Origin of the sequence: Nonomuraea sp. NPDC050153 (genome assembly GCF_044460125.1) — a bacterium.
Taxonomy (GTDB): Bacteria; Actinomycetota; Actinomycetes; order Streptosporangiales; family Streptosporangiaceae; genus Nonomuraea.
Genome location: NZ_JBITJQ010000008.1, coordinates 282,351 through 303,964 on the forward strand (window position 1 = coordinate 282,351; position 21,614 = coordinate 303,964).

A 21,614-nucleotide genomic window follows, 5' to 3' on the forward strand; every position below is an offset into this window, starting at 1 on the left:
GGGTGAGATGCGGGGCGACCTGGGTAATCCGCGGCTGCTGCGAGTGCTGAACGAGCGCCGCCTGCTCGACCATCTTCAGGAGCACGGCCCCGCCTCGCGCGCCGACCTCGCCAAGATCACCGGCCTGTCGAAGCCCACGGTGTCCGCGGCCCTGGCAGGGCTGGAGGAGGACGGGCTGGTCCACCTCGTCGGCGAGGTCTCCGGCCGCCCCGGGCCGGTCACGTCCCTGTACGACGTCAACGCCGCCGCCACCCACGTCGCCGGCGTCGACATCGGGCGCGACTGGATCCGGGTCGCCGTCGCCGACCTGCGCGGGACCTTCGCCGGCCGCAGAGACCTGCGCAACACCGCCCGCACCTCCGCCGAGCTGGCCGTCCTGGTCGGGGAGCTGTGCCGGGCCGCCGCCCGCGAGGCCGAGGCCGACTGGCCCGCCATCGCCTGCGCCGTCGTCGGATCGCCCGGCGTGTACGACCCGGCGCTCGGCCGCCTGGAGTTCGCCCCCAACCTGCCCGGCCCCGACCTGGCCGAGCGCCTGCGCGCCGCGTTGGAGGTCGAGCTCGTCATCGAGAACGACATCAACCTGGCCGCCGTCGGCGAGCACGTGCACGGGGAGGGGCGCGGCAAGTCGAACTTCGCGCTGGTGTCCATCGGGACCGGCGTCGGGATGGGCATCGTGATCAACGGCGAGCTGTACGTGGGCGCCAAAGGAGCGGCGGGGGAGGTCTCGTACGTGCCCGCGGCCGAGGACCCGGCGCCACCGGCCGACCACGCCCTGGCGCACGGCGCCACGGAGGCGGTGGCCGCCGCGCCCGGCGTGGTCCGCGCCGCCCGTGCCGCCGGCCTGACCCTGGACACGGCCAAGGAGGTCTTCGCCGCGGCGGCAGCCGGCGACGGCGTGGCCCGCTCGGTGGTGGAGGCCGAGGGGCGCCGCATCGGCGGCCTGCTGGTGGCGGTCGCGGCCGTGCTGGACCCGGAGGTGATCGTGCTCAGCGGCGGCGTGGGCCGCAACCTCGACCTCCTGGGAGCGGCCATCAAGAGCCGCATCGCCGAGCTCGGCCCGCTGCGGCCGTCGGTGGTGGCCAGCACGCTGGGCGACAGCGGCGTCCTGCTGGGCGCGGTGGCCCACGCCAGGACCCGCGCCTGGGACCTCATCTTCGACGCCCGCCTCCCCTGACCGCACGCGGGGAGGCGGACGCCGGTGCCTTCTACAGGGTGGCCGTGAGCGTGGTGGGCGTGTCCTCGCGCTGCTTCTGGAGCTTGGACCAGAGCCGTACGCCCTTGGGGTCGGGGCGGACGCCACCCACGAAGGAGTCGCGGCGCCATTGGCTCAGGCGCTCTTCCTTGACCACGTCGCCCGTGCGCGGCGAGTGGACCATGTAGCCGGGCCGGGAGATCATCCCGACATGCCCGAGGCCGTGGAAGAAGACGAGATCGCCGGGTTTGAGGTGCTCCCAGGAGATCTTCCTGCCGAACGCGGAGTACTGTTCGGCCGCGGTGCGGGGCAGTTCGATCCCGGCGTGCTCGTAGGCCCTGAGCATGAGCCCGGAGCAGTCGTATCCGCTCGGGCTGGTGCCGCCCCACACGTACGGTGTGCCGCGCTTGCTCATGGCGAACTTGAGGGCGATCTTCCAGGCGGGTTTCGGCCCCTGCTTCTCCTGGATTTTCTTGATCTGGGCGCCGGTCAGGGTGGTGGGGTTTTCGGGGGTGGTCGCGGCGTGGGCTGGGGTGGCCAGAATGAGCCCGGCGGCGCCCGCCGCCAGGACGATGGCGATTCGAGACAGGGGTCTGTCCTTCCAAGTGGCCGGCCGGGTTAGCTGACGGGCTCGGGCCTGGAAGTAGCCCTACGGCATGGGGATGCCGACTCGCCCCAGGGGGAAGTGGGTCCCCGACTCCACGCAACGGCTGCGCGGATTAGGCTGGTCGCCGACTTTAACGAAACGGTCAAAAAACCGCAATACGGACAAAGTGGGCGTCCGAAAAATGAGATGACGTGTTCGTCAGGCGAGACGACGCGGTAAGGTACCGCCCATGGAGTCGCGTAACATCCGTCTGGCCGTCATCCCCGGCGATGGGATCGGCACCGAGGTCGTGGCCGAAGGGCTCAAGGTCCTGGAGGCAGTTGGCACGAAGTTCGAGCCCACCCACTACGACCTGGGGGCCGCCCGCTATCACCGTACCGGTGAGACGCTGCCCGACAGCGTGCTCGAAGAGCTGCGCGGCTACGACGCGATCCTGCTCGGCGCGGTGGGCGACCCCAGTGTGCCGCCGGGCATCCTTGAGCGCGACCTGCTGCTCCGGATCCGCTTCGAGTTCGACCACTACGTCAACCTGCGCCCGGTCAAGCTGTTCCCCGGCGTGACCACCCCGCTGGCCGACACCACGGCGGACGACATCGACATGATCGTCGTCCGCGAGGGCACCGAGGGCCTCTACGCGGGCACCGGCGGCGCCATGCGGCGCGGCACCCCGTACGAGATCGCCACCCAGGAGTCGCTCAACACCGCCTACGGCGTCGAGCGCGTGGTGCGGTACGCGTTCGAGAAGGCCGCCACGCGGCCGCGCAAGAAGCTGACGCTCGTCCACAAGACTAACGTCCTCACCTTCGCCGGTGACCTGTGGCAGCGCACGGTCAACCGCCTCGCGGCGGAATACCCCGACGTCACGACCGACTACTGCCACATCGACGCGGCCTCGATGTTCTTCGTGTCCCAGCCGGAGCGGTTCGACGTGGTCGTCACCGACAACCTGTTCGGGGACATCATCACCGACCTGGGCGCCGCCATCGCCGGCGGCATCGGCCTGGCCGCCAGCGGCAACATCAACCCCGAGCGGTCCGCGCCGAGCATGTTCGAGCCGGTGCACGGCAGCGCGCCCGACATCGCCGGCCAGGGCAAGGCCGACCCGACCGCGACCATCCTGTCCGTCGCCATGCTCCTCGACCACCTCGGCCTGCACGCCGAGTCGGCCAAGGTCGAGCAGGCGGTCGCCGAGGACATCCTTGAGCGGCTGGCCGGCTGGGCGGGTCGCACCACTCACGAGATCGGTGACGACATCACCGCGCGAGTATCCGGCTAGGACCGCCTAGCCTCCAACGCGCCTGGTGGTCCGAAGAGGGCCGCCAGGCGCTTTTTTGCGTCCAAAAGGGGTGACCGCCCCATTGGCCGCTTGCCATCCCATATGGCGAGACAATAGGAAGTACGGGACTGTCCTCCGGGCAGTCCCGCCCATCAGCACCGATCCACAGGTTTCTGTAGATTTGGGCAGATTCGCAGAGAGAAGGACCGACGTCATGACCATCGCTCAAAAGCTCAGCTTCGACGTGCAGCTATCCGACCACGCTCGCACCGCGGCCGAGCGGGAGCAGGTACTGGCGAACCCCGGCTTCGGGCAGACCTTCACGGATCACATGATCTCGATCGACTACACCGAGGGGCAGGGCTGGCACGACGCCGAGCTGGTGCCGTACGGCCCGCTCTCGCTCGACCCGGCCACCTCGGTCTTCCACTACGCGCAGGAACTGTTCGAGGGGCTCAAGGCCTATCGCCAGACCAACGGCTCGATCGTCACGTTCCGCCCGTACGCGAACGCCGCCCGCTTCAACCACTCCGCGGTCCGGATGGCCATGCCGGAGCTGCCGGAGGAGGCGTTCGTCGAGTCGCTCGAACTCCTCGTGGAGACCGACAAGGAATGGGTGCCCACGACCGAGGGCCACAGCCTCTACCTGCGCCCCTTCATGATCGCCACCCAGGCGGGGCTCGGCGTCAACTACCCGTCGAAGTCGTACAAGTACATGGTCATCGCCTCCCCGGCGGCCTCGTACTTCACGGGTGGGCTCAAGCCCGTCTCCGTCTGGCTGTCCACCGAGTACACGCGGGCCGCCCCCGGCGGCACGGGCTTCGCGAAGTGCGGCGGGAACTACGCGGCCGCGTTCGTCGCGCAGCGGCAGGCGGTGGAGAACGGCTGCGACCAGGTGGTGTGGCTGGACGCCCACGAGCACAAGTACGTCGAGGAGATGGGCGGGATGAACCTGTTCTTCGTCTTCGGCGACAAGCTCGTCACCCCCGCGCTGACCGGCACCCTGCTGCCCGGCATCACCAGGGACTCCATCCTGGCGCTGGCCGCTGACCTGGGCCTGGAGGCCGAGGAGCGCCTCATCTCGGTCGACGAGTGGCAGGCCGGGTGCGAGTCCGGGGAGCTCACCGAGGTGTTCGCGTGCGGGACGGCGGCCGTGGTCACGCCGGTGGGCACGGTGAAGGGCGCCGACCGCGCCTGGAGCGTCGCCGACGGCAACCCCGGCCCGGTGACGCTGCGGGTGCGCGAGGAACTGGTGGGCATCCAGTACGGCGCCCGCCCCGACACGCACAACTGGATCCACAAGATCGTCTAGTTGGGCCGGCCGGGTCCGCGAGGGCCCGGCCGCCCCGCCTAGTTCTTCCTGATCAGGGTCATCCCGTCCGCGACCGGCATCATGAGCACGGTCACCCGCGGATCCTCGATCACCAGGTCGTTGAACCGCCGGATCTCCACGGTTGTCGGCTCCTCGCGCGCCGGGTCCGCCACGTGCCCCCTGCGCAGGGTGTTGTCCGCCACGATCAGCCCGCCGGGCCGCAGGCGCTCCATGAGCAGCTCGTAGTAGCCGGGGTAGTTGCCCTTGTCGGCGTCGAGGAAGGCCAGGTCGACGGTCTGGTCGAAGGAGGCGAGCGTCTCCAGCGCGGGCCCGAGCGTGAGCGTCACGCGGTCGTCCACCCCGGCCTCGCGCCAGTAGCGGCGGGCGATGGAGGTCCACTCCTCGCTCACGTCGAAGCAGTGCAGCCGCCCGCCGGACAGGCCCCTGGCGATGCACACGGACGAGTAGCCGGTGAACGTCCCCACCTCGACGACCACCCGCGGCGCCACGAGCTGGGTGATCATGGTCAGGAAGGTGCCCTGGTCGGGGGAGATCTGCATGCCGGCGGCGTCCCCGGTGGCCCGGGCCGTCTCCTTCGCCAGCTCGTCCAGCAGCGGGTCGGGCGGCGTCGTGTGGGCAACGACGTATCGTGCTACAGCGGGATCGAGGAGGTATGCCTTCATACGTCCATTCTTTCGGCATCGGGTAAGGTCTGCGCGATCAACGAGGTGAGAGTGGGCTGATGATGAAGCGGTTGCTGGCGGTGGCGCTCGCGTGCGTGGCCATCGCCGTACTCGGGGTGCTGTCGTTCTCGGAGCCTGGCCGGTCGTCCGAGGGGGTGCGGCTGACCCGGCAGATGGACGGTTCGATGGTCCTCGCCGACCGGGGCGGCGAGGCTCCCGTGCTGGACCTGTACGAGGACTTCGACTGCCCGATCTGCAAGGACATGCACGCCAAGGTAGACGGCACCATCAGGAAACTCGCCATGGAGGGCAAGGTCAAGGTCGTCTTCCACCCGGTGACGATCTTCCAGGACGAGCCCATGCGCTCGAACTCCATCCGCGCCGCCGCTGCCGCCCGCTGCGTCCCCGAGGAGAACTGGCTCACCTTCAGGGACGAGCTGTACGCCATGCAGCCCGTGCCGCACGGCGAGGCGTCCGGGTTCGCCGTCGAGGATCTGGTCAAGGCCGCCCGGCGGGCGGGGGCGTCGGTGGACGAGTGCGTCAGGTCGCAGTCGTACGCGCAGGCCCATCTGGCGGAGACCGCGAAGGTACGGCTCCAGGGCACGCCCACGGTGCTGCTCGACGGGCAGTTGCTGGGCGACGAGGTGTTCGATCCGGCCACGCTCGAGCGCGTCATCACAGGTGGCGACGGTGTCACCGTGTAAAGGCTTGTCCCAGAAGCTGAGATCGATGTGCCACATGGTGAATGCATGTGGCAGACTGGGCGGCACCATGTTCTACGGTCTGCTCATTATCGGCAGGCGCGCTGGCTGACAAAGGACACCGCCAGCGCGCAGACCTCTCACGTCCGTGAGGGGTCTTTTTGCTTTCCAGAGGACTTCCAGAGAAGAGAGACTCATGGCCGACGACCGCTTCCACGTATACGACACGACGCTGCGTGACGGCGCCCAACAGGAGGGGCTCAACCTCACCGTCGCCGACAAGCTCGCCGTCGCGCGCCACTTGGACGGTCTGGGCGTCGGTTTCATCGAGGGGGGCTGGCCGGGCGCCAACCCCAAGGACACAGAGTTCTTCAGGCGGGCTCGAACAGAGCTCGACCTGAAGCATGCGCAACTCGCCGCGTTCGGTGCGACCCGCCGGGCCGGTGTGAAGGCAGCCGACGACCCATTGGTGGCCGCGTTGCGCGAATCCGGCGCGCCGGTCGTGACCCTTGTCGCCAAGAGTCACGACCGGCACGTGGAGCTGGCCCTCCGCACGACTCTCCAGGAGAACCTCGCGATGATCCGCGACACGGTCTCTCACCTTCGTGCGGGGGGACAGCGAGTCTTCCTCGACGCCGAGCACTTCTTCGACGGCTACAAGTCCAACCCAGCCTACGCGCTCGAAGTCCTGCGGACCGCCGCCGAAGCCGGGGCCGACGTCATCGCCCTGTGCGACACGAACGGCGGCATGCTCCCCGACGAACTCGCCGAGATCGTCCACGAGGCCGTCCAGACCAGCGCCCGCGTCGGCATCCACTGCCACGACGACACCGGCTGCGCCGTCGCCAACACCCTGGCCGCCGTCAAGGCCGGGGCCACGCACGTCCAGGGCTGCGCGAACGGCTACGGCGAGCGTTCCGGCAACGCCAACCTCTTCACCGTCGTGGCGAACCTCCAGCTCAAGCGCGGCTTCGACCTCGTCCCCGAGGCGGCGCTGGCCGACATGACCCGCATCGCCCACGCGATCACCGAGGTCACCAACGTCACCCCCAACTCCCACGCCCCGTACGTCGGCACCTCCGCCTTCGCCCACAAGGCCGGCCTGCACGCCAGCGCCATCAAGGTCGACCCCAACCTCTACCAGCACATCGACCCCGCCGCCGTCGGCAACGACATGCGCATGCTCGTCTCCGACATGGCCGGCCGCGCCTCGGTCGAGCTCAAGGGCCGCGAACTCGGCTACGACCTCACCCCCGACCACACCAAGACCCTGGTCGAACGGGTCAAGGACCTGGAGTCGCGCGGATTCACCTTCGAGGCCGCGGACGCGTCGTTCGAGCTGCTGCTGCGCGACACCGTGCACGGGGAGCGCAAGCGCCACTTCGAGGTCGAGTCGTGGCGCGTGATCGTGGAGCGCACGAAGGGCGGCGAACTGGTCAGCGAGGCCACCGTCAAGCTCCACGCCAAGGGCGAGCGCATCGTCGCCACGGGCGAGGGCAACGGCCCCGTCAACGCCCTGGACAAGGCCGTGCGGCTGGCGCTGGAGAAGCTGTACCCCGAGCTGGCGAAGCTGGAGCTGGTGGACTACAAGGTCCGCATACTCGAGGGCACCCACGGGACGGGCGCCATCACCCGCGTCCTCATCACCTCCAGCGACGACACGTCCGAGTGGGCCACGGTCGGGGTGGCGGAGAACATCATCGACGCGTCCTGGCAGGCACTCGAGCAGGCGGTCACGTACGGCCTCCTCCGCGCCGGCCACGAAACCGCCTGAGCGGGATTACCGGGGTTTCCGGGGGGGAACAGCAAGGTCCTCTGCAATGGGGCGCTGCGCGCGAGGGAGCCTCGGGCAGCGCCTTCCAGGGGGCTCACGCCCCCTTCGACCCCCCGTTCGCTCGACGGGGATTCAGGACCTGCTCCTGGGAAACTTCGGCCCTGGGCCGTACTTGACCCCGGTACCTCCTCTCGCATCTCCTATCTTTTCGATGATTTGCCGCTCGCGCAGGCTGTTCAGCAGGTCGCGAGCGGCGTAGACGTGAATATCGAAGAGGCGGCGTATTGTCTGGTTGGTGACGAAACCGTACTCTCTTACATGGTCGACGACCTTCTGATCTGCATCGTCAAAAGACCGGCCTCGATATGAGACCGACCGTGACATTGCCGCGAGCACGTCTGATCGTAGACGATACGTCGGGAAGGGCTTCTTGGCTGTTCTTTTGGATGGCTCCACCAAGTTGTACTCGTCAGTCATGGCAAGCAATACCTCTTGTGCCTCGACCGGAGTTCTCTGGATTGTCCCGGCAAGCTTGTAAGCTTCGATGCTGCTGTTTTGGCGGAGGTGCGACATGGCGAGCAGCACATTCAGGTCTCTACCAGCCTTGGGTGTCAGGTCATTGATGAAGCGTACGAATGCATCGTTTCCTATGCCGCCTGCCAGGGCCGCGCGAACGAGCGTTCCGCTGTCTTCGAAGAGCGATCCCTTTGCGTATGAGATCCACCGAGTAATTTGCCGGTACGCCACGAAGTGCACGCTCGCGGTCGGTCGCGTTGTCATCGACGCCTAGCACTACAGTGCCGCCGCGCGCGTTCACGAAGCAGACGAGGGCATCGGCGAGCAGATTGAGCGTAGCCTTCGGGGAGTCGGCGATGAGCCTGAAATCCAGCATGTCCGTCTCCAGGGAGTCTGCTGTGACCCCTTGACCGAGTATGGCGAGTGCCGCATCCGCTTCAGCGTGATTCACGCTTTGAGGCCAACTGAGAAGTGTCACTTTGGCAACGCTTCTCAGTTGCGGCGACGGACTGACTGAGCGGTGCATGAGGGTGCCGGAACTGGAGATGAGCGCGAACTTCGCCAGCGTCGGCAGGGCCGGCGCGCCGAGGGCGTAACCCGCCGCCGTCACCACGAACGCGTGGATCACGTAAATGGTGAACACGTGCGCGTACAGGTACCGGCGCAGCCGGACAAGTGGGGTGGGGCCAGACCCACTTCCGCGGTGTGCCGAGGTCGCTGCGCGCCCAACAGCGTCGCGTCAGGATTGACCGCAGGTCGTGGAGCAGAATTCGACCTCGGGGTAGCGTGATGACGGCTTGTCCAGGAGGGGCTGCCGCTGCGACTTCAGGTGCTGGTCGAGGAAGGCCGCCACGTACGTGCGGGTGAGCTCGGCGGCGCGTGCCGCGGGCAGGACGCCGTAGGCGGGCTTGATGCCGAAGGCGTCCCCTATCAGCGGGCCGTCGGTGAAGGACTGGTGTTCCGCGCCCGTCAGCACGAGCCAGCGCTTCCACCCGGTCAGGAGCTTCCAGTCGCGGTCCCACGAAGTGTCGCGGCCTCCGGGGACGTGCTGCGGCGAGCCCAGGAACATGAACGGCTTGGAGAACCCGCTCTTGGGAATGCGGGCGTAGGCGGTGCCGTCCATGTCGATCCCGGCCCGTACCCGGGAGTCTTTCACCATGGCCGCCATGGCGCTGGCCCCGCCGATCGACTGGCCGACCATCGCGATGCGGGAGCGGTCGATCCGGTCGGAACCATCCCATTTCGACGGCAACTGGTCGAGGACGAAGGAGACGTCGGCCGCCCGGCCCGCGACCACCCCCGTGCCGAAGCCCGGGTCGGTGTCGCTGTCGCAGGCGAGGCATTCGGCGACCCGCCCGTCGGGGAAGGTCGTGGCGTAGCTTTCGTAGGTGTGGTCGATCCCGGCCACGACGTACCCGCGGCTGGCCAGCTCCTCGGCCAGGGAGGTGAGCGTGCTCATCGGATTGGTGAAGCCGGGGGACAGCACCACCAGCGGCAGCTTCCGCCCCGTGGGTTCGGCGTCTTTGACGGCGTTCGTGCGCGTCCTGCTCAGCGTGTCGTCCGGGACGCCCGCGATCCCATAGCGCTTCATGGCGAGCCCCGATTCCTTCGGTGTCATGTACGGCGCACGCTCTCCCTCACGCTGTTCGGCCGGATACCACAGGGTGACCTTGAGCTCCCTGGCGTCGACGTCGAGGTTCCACGGATCGGGGCGGGAGGTGTCCTTCAGATACAGGGCGGTGGTGCCGACCGGATGGGTGCCGGTGGGGGCGGGCAGGGTCGCGGGGCCGGTCGGCGTGGCCGACGGGACAGCGGACCGGGGCGGCGTGGGGGCGGAGCAGGCGGACGCGGCGAGGACGACCAGTCCCGCGGCGACGGCCAGGAGGTGTCTCATCGAGAGGTCCATTCACTTGTGCAGCAAGGTCAGGGCCTTGGCCAGGGCGGGGTCGCGCCCGGCGGCCGCGTCCTTCGGGGTCAGGGGCACGTGGTGGTCGGGGGCCACGCCGATCCGGTCGATCACCTCGCGATCGGGCCCCAGGTGGTGCCTGGCGGGGAAGCCGAGCGTGGTGTTGTTGCCGAGCAGGTACGCCTGCGCAGGGCCGGAGATGACCCCGGCGGTCCTGGTGCCGACCAGCCGGCCGGCGCGCAGGTCCTTGACCGCGGAGCTGAAGTGCTCGCACGCCGAGGCGCAGCTGCGGTCGGTGAGCACCATCAGCGGCAGGTCGACCAGCTCGACGGTGTCGTCGGTCCGCAAGGCTTCGCACTTGCCGTCCACGGTGCACAGGTAGGCGGTGACCTTGCCGTGGACGAACGCGCTCACCAGGCGGGTCGCCTCCGCGGGGCTGCCGCCGCCGTTGCCGCGCAGGTCCAGCGCGACGCCGGACAGCGTCCGGCCCTTGCGCAGCCGGGAGATCGCCTTGAGCACCCGGTCGGCGGAATCGGGGGCGAACCCGCGCATCCGTACGTAGGCGATGTCGTCGTCCAGCAGCTTCGACTGCACCACTTGCAGGGCGGCCAGGTCCCGCTGGTAGAGGCCGGGCTTGAGCGTCACGCTCCAGCGGCGGCCGGTGCTCTGCCGCAGGAGCCGCAGCCGGACCGGGCGCGCCTCCGGATAGCGCGGGTAGAGGGCGGCGATCGAGGGGGCGGCCTTCCCGTCGACGAAGGGCGCCGATCCGTTGACCGCTTCGATGATGTCGCCCGGCCGCAGCCCGGCGGCCTGCGCCGCGCCACCCAGCACGGTGGTGACGAACAGCGGAGGGAGGGCGACGCCGGGGTTGCCCTCCACCTGCGGGCCTTCGACGTTCGCCAGCAGGCCCAGGCCGTAGCCGTCGCCGTCGTAGTAGTCGGGCGGCCGCTTGCTGCCCTGCGCCCAGCGGGCGTGGTTGTCGCCGAGGGCGGCCACCATCGCTTCGAGGGTGACGACGGCCAGCTTGTCGCGCAGGTCGGGGACCTGGTCCGTGGTCTTGCGGTAGGTGGTCTCGAAGACGGCCCAGTCGGCTTTGCGGTCGCCGGTCAGCGCCGGCATGGTGGCCTCGGGCACGTCGCGCCCGTCGCGGTTGAGCTCCTGGGTCAGCGCGACGAATCCGGCGGTCAGCAGCGCGCGGGCGTCCAGCGTGGCGCCGCTGTAGTAGTTGCCGAGGATGCAGAAGTACGCCTGCTCGATCACGTCGATCGTGGTGGGCGTCTCCGCCCCGGGGGGCCCCTGGGGCTGCGAGCAGGCCGTACTGGCCGCCGCGCTCGCCTGGCTGCGCGGCGGCGCCGGTGCCGTGCAGGCCGCCGCCAGGAGGAGGGCGAGCCCGGCGGTCACGGTCCTGAGAACGGTCATGACAGGCGCCTCCGGATCCACCAGAAGGCGAACCAGGTGAGGCCGAGGGTGAGCAGGGCGTAGATCCCGGTCTCGATCCACTGGAAGGGCCAGAAGCGGTCGAGGGGCTGGTAGGTCGCCTGCTGCCGGTAGCCGAGCCGGTTGATCTCAGTCGGGCACGCGCCCATGCCCTGCTGTCCCGACGGTGAGCAGGGTCCCGACGTCGTCGAGACCTGGACGACCCCGACTCCGGGTTCGGGGCCGGCGACCGGACGTCCGGACGAATCGACGAGATTGCTGGACAGGACCCAGGCGCCCGCGTGGCCGGGAACTGCATTGTTCAGGCGAACCTCCACATATCCGCCTCGGTCCCGGTTGATGCCGAAGCCGTCCACGTTCACCTCGCTGAGCTCGAAGGTCGAGGTGACCGGGGTCATCAGGTGGGGCCGGACCAGCAGCGGCATGGCGAGCTGGATCGCGGCGAAGACGGCCAGGGTGAGGGCCATGGCGGGCAGGGTGCGGCGCACCAGCATGCCCACGGTCACGCCCAGGACGAAGGCGAAGGCCGCGTACCCCAACGGGGCGATGCCGCGCGCGCCGAACACCAGGGGAGCCATCAGGGCCAGGTCGCCCGGGGCCGACTTGTCCAGGGGATCGGACCACCAGGTCACCATGAGGCCGCACAGTCCGGCGGCGGCCGCGGCGACCAGGCCGGTGAGCCCGAGCTTGACCGCCAGCCAGCGGCCGCGGGTGATGCTCTGGTTCCACACCAGCAGGTGTGTGCCCGACTCCAGCTCACGGGTGATCAGCGGTGCTCCCCAGAAGAGCCCGGCGAGGGCGGGCAGGAGCAGCACGACCAGGGACAGAGCCATGAAGGGCGTGTCGTACGCGCCGAAGAAGCGGTCGTAGAAGCGACCGCAGGTGTTGTCCTGGACACAGCCGGCGATCCCGGTGGAATAGTCGGAGACCAGTTTCGGGCCGGTCAGGGCCAGGGCGACGGCGAGGATGACGAGTACGGCGGCCATCATCACGGCCGCGCCACGGAACTGGCGCCAGGTCAGCCAGATCATCGCTGCACCTCCAGGGCGATTCGCCGGTCCTCGGCGGTGCGTTTGTCCATGTAGGCCAGGACGAGGTCCTCCAGGCTGAGCCGGCTGACCGTCCAGGCGGGGTCGTGGATCGGGCCGTCGGTGCGGACCACGTACGTGCTCTGCCGCTCGGTGTGCCGCGCGGAGACCACCTGCTGGTCGGCGGGCAGCCGGTCGGGATCGCGGCGCGGGCCGGTGAGCCGGTGATGGGTGGCCAGCAGCGTGTCGACCTCCCCGGCCACCTGCACGCGGGAGTCGACCAGGACGATCAGGAAGTCGCAGACCCGTTCCAGGTCGGAGACCAGGTGCGAGGAGAGCACCACGCTGAACTCGTGCTCGACCGTGGCCTCCATCAGCCCCTGCAGGAACTCGCGGCGGGCCAGCGGGTCGAGCGAGGCCACGGGTTCGTCCAGGATCAGCAGCTCGGGCCGCTTGGCCAGGCCCAGGGTGAGGGCGAGCTGGGCGCGCTGGCCGCCGGACAGCTTGCCCGCCCGCTGCGCGGGGAGGAGCCCGAGTCGCGCGATGCGTTCCCGCGCCAGGGTGGTGTCCCAGCGGGGGTTGAGCCGGGCTCCCAGGCGCAGGTGTTCGGCGACGGTGAGGCCCGCGTAGACGGGGGTGTCCTGGGCGACGAACCCGACCCTGGCCAGCTGCGCGGGCGTGCCCCCCGGCCGGCCGCCGAGCACGGTGATGCCGCCCGCCGTGGGTTCGAGCTGGCCGCCGGCCAGTTTCAGCAGCGTGGTCTTGCCGGCTCCGTTGGGGCCCACCAGCCCCACGACGTGGCCCGCCGGGATGTCGATGGTGCACTCGCGCAGCGCCCAGCGTTTGCCGTACTTCTTGCCCAGTCCCTGGGCCTCTAAGACAGAGCTCACGCTATGTCCTCCTGAGCGATGGTCCGAAAGGTGGTCATGAACAGGGCCTCGATGCTTTCGTCGTCGAGACCGGCTCGGCGGGCCTTGGCCAGCCAGCGCTGCAGTTCCATCCGCAGCGGGCCGTGCGCGGCCAGCGAGGTGTCGGTGAGCGTCGCCGTCACGAACGTCCCCACCCCTGGCCGGGCGGCGACCAGGCCCTCGTGCTCGAGCTCCCGGTAGGCCTTCAGGACGGTGTTGGCGTTGATCGCCAAATGCGCCACGACCTCCTTGACCGTCGGCAGCTGATCGCCCTCGCGCAGGAGGCCGAGCCGTAGCGCGTGCCGTACCTGCTGGACCAGCTGCTGGTACGGCGAGAGGCCGGACTTGGCGTCCAGATGGAACTCGATCACCAGCTTCTCCATTTATCTAGCTTGCTAGCACTATAGGTTCCTACATGTTAGAGGATCATAAGGATCGCCGGCGTGCCGTGCCGGACGTGCTGTGTTAATCTCCGATTCGGCTTCTCACCGTTGGGCTTTCCGCCTCGCCAACCAGCTTCACCCGGGTCCAGATGACGCGGGGAAGGTGGAAGCCACTCAACGCATCCTGGGAAAAGGGTGTTCTGTTGTGGTGGCGAAGCGTGTTCTCTCCGAGCCCCGAGGATCTGCCCGGGACCGCGCAACAGAGCCGGATTCCCTCAGGGAGGTCTCCGGAGTGCCGGAAGTCAAATCCGCCGAACAACTGGCCGCACGACGTCCGTGGCCGGTTCTCGCGATCATGTGCATCGGCTTCTTCATGTCGTTGCTCGACGGATCCATCGTCAACGTCGCCGTCCCCACGCTGATCCACAGCATCGGCGCCTCCTACGACCAGGTGCTGTGGGTCATCGACGGCTACCTGCTCGTCTTCTCGGTGCTGCTGATCACCACGGGACGGCTGGGGGACATCTACGGATACCGCCGGCTGTACGTGATCGGCATCATCGTCTTCACCGTCGCCTCGGCGCTGTGCGGGCTGGCCGGCTCGGCGACCCAGCTGCTGGCCGCCCGGGCGCTGCAGGGGCTGGGCGGGGCGCTGCTGTTCCCGCAGGTCATCTCGTCGATCCTGACGATCTTCCCGCCGCGGCTGCGCGGCCGCGCGTTCGGTCTGTTCGGCGCGATCGTCGGTTTCGCGCCGGTCGTCGGCCCGGTCGTCGGCGGTTTCCTGCTCGCCCATCTCAGCTGGCGCTGGATCTTCTTCGTCAACGTCCCGATCGGGATCGTCGCCGCCGTGCTGGCGCTGACCTTCGTGCCGCCCATGCGCTCGGGCCGTACCCACCGGCTCGACCTGGTCGGCGTCGCGCTGGCCACCGCCGGGCTGAGCGGCGTCGTGTTCGGCCTGATCGAGGGCGAACGCTACGACTGGGGCACGGTCGCCGGCCCGATCGACATCATCTCGGTCATCGTGGCGGGCGTCGCGCTGCTGGTCGTGTTCGTCCTCTGGCAGCACCGGCGGCGCGACGAGCCCCTGATGCCGCCGGCCCTGTTCCGCGCGCGCAACTTCGCGGTCGGCAACTGGGTCGGGTTCGTCTTCCAGCTCGGCATGATCGGCATCATGTTCGTGGTCGTGCTGTACCTGCAGCTGGCGCGCGGCTACTCGGCGCTGGAGACCGGCCTGGTGGTGCTGCCGGGCGCCGTGCTCACCGCGGTCGCCTCGGCGTACGCCGGACGGCTGTCGGACAGGTTCGGCGGCAAGTACGTGATGGCAGGCAGCCTGACGTCGCTGGCCGCCGGCCTGCTGGTGCTCGTGGCCATGGTCGGTCCCGACGGCAGCGCGTGGAGCCTGCTGCCCGGCCTGACCATCGTCGGGATCGCCGGTGGCGCCACGTTCGCGCCGCTGCAACAGGCCACCATGGACGGCGTCGACCCACGGCTGGCCGGGGCGGCCTCCGGCGTCTCCGGCACCATCCGGCAGATCGGCGGGGTCCTCGGCACCGCCGTGCTGGGCGCCCTGCTGTCGGCCCGCCTGTCGTCGACCCTGCGGACCGAGGCCGAGCGGCGCGCCGGTCAGCTGCCGGAGAGCCTGCGCGGGCAGTTCATCGACGGCAGCGCCGCCGCCGCGCGACACTACAGCCCGCCCGCTCCGCCTGACGGCCTGGACCTCGCCACGGCCGGCCTGTACGAACGCGTCACCGCCGACACGTTCGCCACCGGCTTCGTCCAGGCCATGCACACCACCCTCGTGGCGTGCGCCGTGGTCCTGGTGGCCGCCGCCCTGTTCTGCTTCCTGTTCAGCCCGCGCGGGAAGCCGGCGTCGCAGGACTGACGGGCCACGGCCCCCGATACCTCATAAGGTGGGATTCATGGGGGTGCTCCGGGACGCATGGTACGCCCGGGTGCCCCCATCACCGGGTACGAACCGGCCGATGCTCCGCCGCCTGCCGTTCATCGTGCTGGCCGGGGCGCTGCTGATCTTCAGTTTGCTGTTCTTCGTCGTGAGCGCCGGGTTCGGGGTGCTCGCCGTCCCGGCCGCCGTCCTGCTCGCCGGACCGGTGTTCATGGCGTGGTACCGGCCGCTGCCCGCCTGGACGGCCATGGTGGCGGCCATACCGGTGCTCACCGGCCTCGGGCTCGCGCTGCACAGCTCGATCGTGCCGCAGCCGTGGCTGCTCGATCAGACGCTGGCCCAGCTCCCCGTCATGTACGTGCTGGCGTTGTCGTCCTCCCGGCGCGTGACGATCGTCGCCGTCGTCGTCACGCTCGCGGCCGGGGTCGCCATGACCGTGCCGCAGGACATGGCGCCGGACCGCGCGTCCAGAGCGCTGCTGGCCTGGACGCTGGCATTGCTGCTGGCCGTGGTCCTCGGCCGCGCGAGGCAGATGAGGCGGCTGGCCACCTTACGCGTCGCCGACGAGCTCGGGCGGCGCCGGATCCTCGAGGAGCGGGCGCGGATCGCCAGGGAACTGCACGACGTGGTGGCCCACCACATGTCGGTGATCGCCGTACAGGCCGCCAGCGCGCCCTACCGGGTCGGCGGCGGGGTGAGCGAGGAGGTCGCGGAGGAGTTCGCGGCCATCAACGCGGCCGCCCGCGAGTCCCTGCGCGACATGCGGCACCTGCTCGGCGCGCTGCGGGGCTCGGACGACGAACCGGGGACCGCACCGCAACCCGGGCTGGAGGACCTCGGCGCGCTCGCCGAGTCGGTGCGCCGGGCGGGCGTGCCCGTCGAGCTCACCGTCTCCGATCCCGCCCCGTCGCTTTCTCCCGTGGAGTCCGTCACCGTCTACCGGATCGTCCAGGAGGCGCTGAGCAATGTCGTACGGCACGCGCCGGGAGCCAGGACCACCGTGTCCGTCCGCGCCGGGGCGGACGAGGTGTCGCTCGCCGTGGACAACGAGCCCTCCGCGCGCGCGTCCGGCGCGATGCAGCCGGGCTCGCGACTCGGGCTGATCGGGATGCGCGAGCGCGTGGCGGTGCTCGGCGGCGACCTCACGGCGGCGGCGACGGACGCGGGCGGCTTCGCCGTACGGGCGCGGCTGCCGCGGCGGGCGGACGAGTGACCCACGACCTTGCCGAAGGAGGAGCTGGATGATCACAGTGCTGGTCGCCGACGACCAGGCGATGATCAGGGCCGGGTTCGCGGCCCTGCTCGCCGCGCAGCCCGACCTGCAGGTGGTGGGAGAGGCCGCGGACGGCCTGGAGGCGGTGGTGGCGGCGCGCGACCTGCGACCGGACGTCGTCCTCATGGACGTGCGCATGCCCAACCTCGACGGCCTGGAGGCCACCCGGCGCATCACCGGAGCGGGCGGCGACTCGAAGGTGATCATCCTCACCACCTTCGACATCGACGACTACGTCTACGCCGCCCTGCGCGGCGGGGCCAGCGGCTTCCTGCTCAAGGACGCGCCGCCGGCCGACCTCATCACCGCCGTACGCGTGATCGCCGCCGGCGAGGCACTGCTCGCGCCCTCGGTCACCCGCAGGCTCATCGAGGAGTTCGCGGCCCGGCTGCCCATCGACGAGCGGGAGGCGCTACGGCTGAACGCGCTGACCCCGCGCGAGCTGGACGTGCTCAGGCTGGTGGCGTCCGGGCTGGCCAACACCGAGATCGCCGGAGAGCTGACGATCGCGGAGGAGACCGTGAAGTCGCACGTCGGCCGGATCTTCACCAAACTGGGCCTGCGCGATCGGGCGCAGGCAGTCGTGCTCGCCTACGAGAGCGGCCTGGTCGTGCCCGGCAATCCCGCTCCAGGGGCACGCCGGGGCCCGCGACTGCGCTCCTGAGAGGGATTCGCCGCTCCCCGTACGGTCCCTACCGTCACCGGCATGAGGAGAGTGGAAGCCGTGGCCACGATGCTGCGGGCGGGGGCGGCGGTGTCGCTCGGCGAGCCGGAGCTGCTGGGCCTGGCCGAGTTCGTCCGGCCGGGTGCGGTCTGCTTCGACGTCGGGGCCGCCTACGGGATGTACACCTACCCGCTGGCCAGGCTCGCCGGGCCGGCCGGGCAGGTGCACAGCTTCGAGCCGCTGCCGGTGCCGTACCGGATCCTGGAGGCCGGGTGGCGGGCGACCGGGGCGAGCAACGTGCGGGTGACCAACGCCGCGCTGAGCTCGTCCACCGGATACCAGCGGCTGCGGCTGCCGTACCGGTTCGGCCTGCCCATCCACGGCTGGGCACACCTGGAGGAGGGGCTGAAGCATCCCGGCCGCTTCGCCGGCACCAGGACGTTCGAGGTCCCCGTGTACACCCTGGACCGCGTGTGCGAGCTGCGGGAGCTCCCGCGCGTCGACTTCGTCAAGATGGACGTCGAGGGGTGCGAGGCGGAGGTGCTGAAGGGCGCGGAGCGGACCATCGAGCAGCACCGGCCCGCGCTGCTGCTGGAGATCGAGGACCGCCACCTCGGCAAGTACGGCAGGGACTCCGCCGAGGTGGCGGGCTCGCTGATCGCGCGGGGCTACCGCATGCACGTCTGGCGCCACGGCCGCTGGAACCGGGTCGACCGGGTGAGCACGCTCCGGCGCAACTACCTGTTCGTCGGCTGAGTCACTTCGGGCGGAGCCGAGCGCCTCAGGTAGGCCGTGGTCGTGGCGTCGGCGGGGAAGAGGGTCTCGATGGCGATCTCTTCGAGCGTGATGTCGAAGGCCGCGCCGAACGTCGTGATCGTGCTGAAGAAGGACAGTTCGACCCCGTCGTGCCGGAGCCGGATGGGCATGGCGATGTCGGTGGGCCCGGCGGTGGGCGGATCGTCCTCGGCGCCGTAGGCCCGCAGCTCCTCATACAGCGAACTCAGCTCGGGATCTCCCGTGCGGGCGGCCTGGCGGGCGAGGCGGGGCAGCAGGTACGCCCGCACCTGCCCCAGATTCCGCAGCCGGGGCGCGAACCCGCGCGGGTCCAGGCCCAGCCGCATCATGTTGACCGGCGACCTCAGGAGCGCCGGGTCGACGCCGTCCAGGAAGATCTCCATGGCCGAGTTGCTGAGCAGCACGTTCCAGTGGTGGTCCACGGCGACGGCGGGAAACGGCTCGTGCCCGCGCAGCACCCCCTGGATGGCCTCGTACGCCTGAGCCAGCTCGGGGTCCTCCAGCGGACGCCGCCGGTAGGCGGGGGCATACCCGGCGGCGACCAGCAGCCGGTTGCGCTCACGCAGGGGGACGTCCAGGTGCTGGGCCAGGTGCAGGAGCATCCGGCGGCTGGGGATCGTACGCCCCGTCTCGACGAAGCTGATGTGCCGGCTGGACACGTCCGCCTGGATGGCCAGGTCGAGCTGGCTCAGTCGGCGACGCCGGCGCCATTCCCGCAACAACTCGCCGACGGCGCGATCCCGATGCATCCCCCAGTTCTATCGGGTCGCAATTACCCGGGATGTAATCGACGGTCCTGGCCGGGTGCCGGGATGGTGGTTCGCATGAGTGAGAACGACATCGTCGAACGCAACAAGGAAATCGTCCTGCGCGGCTTCTCGGAGTTCGCGGCGGGCAACGTGGAGATACTTCGCGGCTTGCTCCGGGAGGACTTCGTCGAGCACAGCCCGGGGAACCCCTCAGGCAGGGACGCGTTCATCGAGTTCATCGCCTCTTCCCCGGTAGCCGGGGCGAGGCTCGACCTCAAGCGGGTCGTCGCCGAGGGCGAGCATGTGGTGCTTCACTATCACATGGTCCCGCCCGGAGAGGAGCGCGGGATCGCGGTCGTGGACATCTGGCGGATGGTGGACGGGCAGGTCGCCGAGCACTGGGACGTGGTGCAGCCGGTGCCCGACCCCGGTGAGATCCCGAACGGGATGTTCTGACACCGAAGGCCCGGGAAGTCCGCGGGCTGCTACCGTCGCGTGGTGGCGGAGGGAGCGCGGCGCTATCGCTATGTCGGCCCGGCCGAGGTGCTGACGGCGGTCCGGGCGGAGGTCGTCGGCCGGGTGATCAGGACGCGGGAGGACCTCGCCGCCTGGCTGGGCGAACGCGGTCGCGCCGAACGGGGAGAGCCTTTCACGTTCGTCGTCGACCTGGAGGGCGACCTCAGACTCGCGCCGCGCCGGAGCGAGCACGTGGCGTGCGCCGGTGGTGAGCCGGTCCTGAGCGCGGGGGAGATCCTTTTCGCCGAGGTGCCGACCGGTTGGGCGGCCGAGGAGGTCAGCAACCAGTCGACGGGCTACTGCCCGGAGGATGGCTCCTGGCCGGTGGTCGGCGCCGCGCTGGACCGGGCCGGTGTGGGCCATCCAGGCCGGTTCACGGTCGAGATCGTGTTCCGTCGCTGTCCGCGGTGCGGGGAGCGCAACGTGGTCAAGGACGGCCACTTCTTCTGCGCCATATGCGACGGGGAGCTCCCCGAACGCTGGAACTTCGACGCGAGCCCACCCTGATCCGGGGTACGGCTCACGACGAGGCGCGGACCATCAGGGGCCAGACCGTCGCCGCGAGCTCCTCGGGCGTGCCCGGGCAACCTCGCCGCACCCAGTCCGCGGCCACCGACAGCAGCGCTCCCGCGATGAACGCCGCCGGAACGTCATGAGGGATGTCCGCGGGATCGTCGGCGTGGGTGGGGCTGCCGTCGTCCGGTGAGGTGTGCTGTCCGCTGACGTGGATGGCGACGGTCATGCGGTGCCGCAGGTGGTCATGGAGCCGGGCGCTGCCGTCGGGGCCCAGCAGCGATCGGTAGAGCCGCGCGTGCTCGGCGACGTGCGCGAACAGTCGCGTGGTCTCGGCGGGCGGGTCGCTCTGGGCCACCACGTACCGGCCCAGCTTGGGAGCGGCGGCGACCAGGCCGTCGAACATCGCCGCGCAGGCCGACGCGGCCAGGGCGTGGACGTCGGGAAAGTGATCGTAGAAGGTCGAGCGGTTCAGGCCGGCCCGCTTGGTGACGTCGGCGACCGTGATCTGCCCCAGCTCCCTGTCCAGGACCAGGTCCAGCAGCGCCTGCTCCAGCGCTGCCTGGGATCGCCGCGCGCGGGGGTCGGCGTCGGCGCGGCTGGTCGGCGGGGGCTTCTCTTCGGGCACAGGTTTAGCGTACTTTGACGGCACCTGTTGTTTAGCCAACAGGTGTCGGAAAGTATGGGAAGGGAGCGGTCATGGGCTCGTTGGAGGGCAAGGTCGCCATAGTGACGGGCGCCGGGCAGGGGATCGGGCGCGGCATCGCGACGGCCATGGCGAAGGAGGGCGCCTCGGTCGCCGTCGTCGACCTCGACGGCGCGGCGGCGGCCGAGACGGCCGGCGCGATCGAGCGTCTCGGCACGGCGGCGATCCCGCTGACCTGCGACATCCGCGACTCAGCCGCCGTCGCCGGGGCGGTGGCCGCGGTGGTCGAGCGGTTCGGCACCGTGGACATCCTGGTCAACAACGCGATGGCCGCACGCGTCGGGGTGCCGCTGGAGGAGATCACCGACGAGGATCTCGAGCTGGCGTTCCGCACCGGCCCCATGGCCTCCGTGTACTTCATGCGGGCCTGCTTCCCCCACCTCAAGGGCGGGGGCCGGGTCATCAACCTGCGTTCGGGCTCCGAGATCCAGGGGCTGGTCGGCTACGGCGCGTACGTCTCGGCGAAGGCCGCCGTCGGCGGGCTCACCAGGACCGCGGCCCGAGAGTGGGGAGCCCACGACATCACGGTGAACGCGATCTGCCCCTTCGCGCTCAGCGAAGGGGCAAAAGCCTATTTCGACACGCGGCCGGACGAGCTGGACGCGGCGCTGTCCGGTCTGTCGCTGCGGCGCACCGGCGACGCGGAGGCCGACATCGGCCGCGCGGCCGTCTTCCTGGCCGGGCCGGACGCCTCGTTCGTCACCGGCTGCTCGATCATGGTGGACGGCGGCGGTTCTTTCCTGGGCTGACGGGGCTGATGGGGTTGACGGGG

The 21,614-nt window shown here is 70.0% G+C and carries 23 protein-coding genes and 1 riboswitch; of the genes, 12 read left to right on the plus strand and 11 right to left on the minus strand.

The annotated features are described in order from the left end of the window. Positions 1-7: 7 nt before the first annotated feature. Positions 8-1,174 (plus strand): ROK family protein, encoded by a 1,167-nt coding sequence (locus ACIBQ1_RS22550; RefSeq protein ID WP_397280204.1) that lies wholly within the window; start codon positions 8-10, stop codon positions 1,172-1,174. Between the two features lie 31 nt (positions 1,175-1,205). Here the strand turns inward: ACIBQ1_RS22550 and ACIBQ1_RS22555 are convergent, their stop codons facing one another. Further along, entirely contained in the window at positions 1,206-1,607 is a 402-nt protein-coding gene (locus ACIBQ1_RS22555) for a C40 family peptidase (protein WP_397280205.1), read from the minus strand. A gap of 177 nt (positions 1,608-1,784) precedes the next feature. Continuing rightward, positions 1,785-1,928: riboswitch (cyclic di-AMP (ydaO/yuaA leader) on the minus strand. Positions 1,929-2,028: 100 nt separating this feature from the next. Here ACIBQ1_RS22555 and ACIBQ1_RS22560 point away from each other — a divergent pair. Continuing rightward, positions 2,029-3,075, plus strand: coding sequence for a 3-isopropylmalate dehydrogenase (locus ACIBQ1_RS22560; protein WP_397280206.1), 1,047 nt, complete (start codon positions 2,029-2,031; stop codon positions 3,073-3,075). A gap of 214 nt (positions 3,076-3,289) precedes the next feature. Then, positions 3,290-4,387, plus strand: a complete 1,098-nt coding sequence (locus ACIBQ1_RS22565; RefSeq protein ID WP_397280208.1) for a branched-chain amino acid aminotransferase — start codon at positions 3,290-3,292, stop codon at positions 4,385-4,387. Positions 4,388-4,425: 38 nt separating this feature from the next. Here ACIBQ1_RS22565 and ACIBQ1_RS22570 read toward each other — a convergent pair whose 3' ends face one another. Continuing rightward, positions 4,426-5,070 (minus strand): O-methyltransferase, encoded by a 645-nt coding sequence (locus tag ACIBQ1_RS22570; protein WP_397280210.1) that lies wholly within the window; start codon positions 5,068-5,070, stop codon positions 4,426-4,428. Positions 5,071-5,129: 59 nt separating this feature from the next. Here ACIBQ1_RS22570 and ACIBQ1_RS22575 point away from each other — a divergent pair, with 59 nt between their 5' ends. Continuing rightward, complete coding sequence (locus ACIBQ1_RS22575) at positions 5,130-5,774, plus strand: DsbA family protein (RefSeq protein WP_397280212.1); 645 nt, start codon at positions 5,130-5,132, stop codon at positions 5,772-5,774. Positions 5,775-5,967: 193 nt separating this feature from the next. Then, on the plus strand, positions 5,968-7,545 hold the full coding sequence (cimA, locus tag ACIBQ1_RS22580) for a citramalate synthase (protein ID WP_397280214.1): 1,578 nt from the start codon (positions 5,968-5,970) through the stop codon (positions 7,543-7,545). Between the two features lie 132 nt (positions 7,546-7,677). Here the strand turns inward: cimA and ACIBQ1_RS22585 are convergent, their stop codons facing one another. The 7 genes from ACIBQ1_RS22585 to ACIBQ1_RS22615 all read right to left on the minus strand — a co-directional run bounded on the left by ACIBQ1_RS22585 (position 7,678) and on the right by ACIBQ1_RS22615 (position 13,723). After that, the gene (locus ACIBQ1_RS22585; RefSeq protein ID WP_397280216.1) at positions 7,678-8,130 is read right to left on the minus strand and encodes a hypothetical protein; all 453 of its coding nucleotides are present in this window, start codon (positions 8,128-8,130) and stop codon (positions 7,678-7,680) included. A 31-nt stretch (positions 8,131-8,161) separates the two neighbouring features. Then, a complete protein-coding gene (locus tag ACIBQ1_RS22590) occupies positions 8,162-8,704 on the minus strand; it encodes a helix-turn-helix domain-containing protein (protein ID WP_397280217.1) in 543 nt (180 codons plus the stop codon). A gap of 96 nt (positions 8,705-8,800) precedes the next feature. Further along, positions 8,801-9,955, minus strand: a complete 1,155-nt coding sequence (locus ACIBQ1_RS22595) for an alpha/beta hydrolase family protein (protein ID WP_397280218.1) — start codon at positions 9,953-9,955, stop codon at positions 8,801-8,803. A 12-nt stretch (positions 9,956-9,967) separates the two neighbouring features. Next, a complete protein-coding gene (locus ACIBQ1_RS22600; protein WP_397280219.1) occupies positions 9,968-11,386 on the minus strand; it encodes a S41 family peptidase in 1,419 nt (472 codons plus the stop codon). Further along, complete coding sequence (locus ACIBQ1_RS22605) at positions 11,383-12,435, minus strand: ABC transporter permease (RefSeq protein WP_397280220.1); 1,053 nt, start codon at positions 12,433-12,435, stop codon at positions 11,383-11,385. Before ACIBQ1_RS22605 ends, ACIBQ1_RS22600 begins: the two co-directional genes overlap by 4 nt. Beyond that, on the minus strand, positions 12,432-13,322 hold the full coding sequence (locus tag ACIBQ1_RS22610) for an ABC transporter ATP-binding protein (protein ID WP_397280222.1): 891 nt from the start codon (positions 13,320-13,322) through the stop codon (positions 12,432-12,434). Before ACIBQ1_RS22610 ends, ACIBQ1_RS22605 begins: the two co-directional genes overlap by 4 nt. Further along, entirely contained in the window at positions 13,319-13,723 is a 405-nt protein-coding gene (locus ACIBQ1_RS22615; RefSeq protein WP_397280224.1) for a GntR family transcriptional regulator, read from the minus strand. The genes ACIBQ1_RS22610 and ACIBQ1_RS22615 overlap by 4 nt, the downstream gene beginning before the upstream one ends. 292 nt (positions 13,724-14,015) lie before the next feature. On the opposite strand from ACIBQ1_RS22615, the gene ACIBQ1_RS22620 reads away from it, so the two are divergent. The 4 genes from ACIBQ1_RS22620 to ACIBQ1_RS22635 all read left to right on the plus strand — a co-directional run bounded on the left by ACIBQ1_RS22620 (position 14,016) and on the right by ACIBQ1_RS22635 (position 18,319). Then, positions 14,016-15,605, plus strand: coding sequence for a DHA2 family efflux MFS transporter permease subunit (locus ACIBQ1_RS22620; protein ID WP_397280226.1), 1,590 nt, complete (start codon positions 14,016-14,018; stop codon positions 15,603-15,605). Positions 15,606-15,705: 100 nt separating this feature from the next. Then, entirely contained in the window at positions 15,706-16,839 is a 1,134-nt protein-coding gene (locus ACIBQ1_RS22625; protein ID WP_397280228.1) for a sensor histidine kinase, read from the plus strand. Between the two features lie 28 nt (positions 16,840-16,867). After that, positions 16,868-17,563, plus strand: a complete 696-nt coding sequence (locus ACIBQ1_RS22630) for a response regulator (protein ID WP_397280229.1) — start codon at positions 16,868-16,870, stop codon at positions 17,561-17,563. 42 nt (positions 17,564-17,605) lie between these two features. Next, entirely contained in the window at positions 17,606-18,319 is a 714-nt protein-coding gene (locus ACIBQ1_RS22635) for an FkbM family methyltransferase (protein ID WP_397280231.1), read from the plus strand. Here ACIBQ1_RS22635 and ACIBQ1_RS22640 read toward each other — a convergent pair. Continuing rightward, a complete protein-coding gene (locus tag ACIBQ1_RS22640; RefSeq protein ID WP_397280233.1) occupies positions 18,301-19,107 on the minus strand; it encodes a helix-turn-helix domain-containing protein in 807 nt (268 codons plus the stop codon). The genes ACIBQ1_RS22635 and ACIBQ1_RS22640 overlap by 19 nt on opposite strands. A gap of 75 nt (positions 19,108-19,182) precedes the next feature. Between ACIBQ1_RS22640 and ACIBQ1_RS22645 the strand changes: the two genes are divergently transcribed. Together ACIBQ1_RS22645 and ACIBQ1_RS22650 are read left to right on the plus strand one after the other, a co-directional pair. Further along, positions 19,183-19,563 (plus strand): nuclear transport factor 2 family protein, encoded by a 381-nt coding sequence (locus ACIBQ1_RS22645; RefSeq protein WP_397280237.1) that lies wholly within the window; start codon positions 19,183-19,185, stop codon positions 19,561-19,563. Positions 19,564-19,605: 42 nt separating this feature from the next. Then, positions 19,606-20,130: a hypothetical protein gene (locus ACIBQ1_RS22650; RefSeq protein WP_397280239.1), complete on the plus strand. Its 525-nt coding sequence runs from the start codon at positions 19,606-19,608 to the stop codon at positions 20,128-20,130. 13 nt (positions 20,131-20,143) lie between these two features. On the opposite strand, the gene ACIBQ1_RS22655 is transcribed toward ACIBQ1_RS22650, so the two are convergent. Beyond that, a complete protein-coding gene (locus tag ACIBQ1_RS22655; protein WP_397280241.1) occupies positions 20,144-20,764 on the minus strand; it encodes a TetR-like C-terminal domain-containing protein in 621 nt (206 codons plus the stop codon). A 71-nt stretch (positions 20,765-20,835) separates the two neighbouring features. On the opposite strand from ACIBQ1_RS22655, the gene ACIBQ1_RS22660 reads away from it, so the two are divergent. Then, complete coding sequence (locus ACIBQ1_RS22660; protein WP_397280242.1) at positions 20,836-21,591, plus strand: SDR family NAD(P)-dependent oxidoreductase; 756 nt, start codon at positions 20,836-20,838, stop codon at positions 21,589-21,591. Positions 21,592-21,614: the final 23 nt, after the last annotated feature.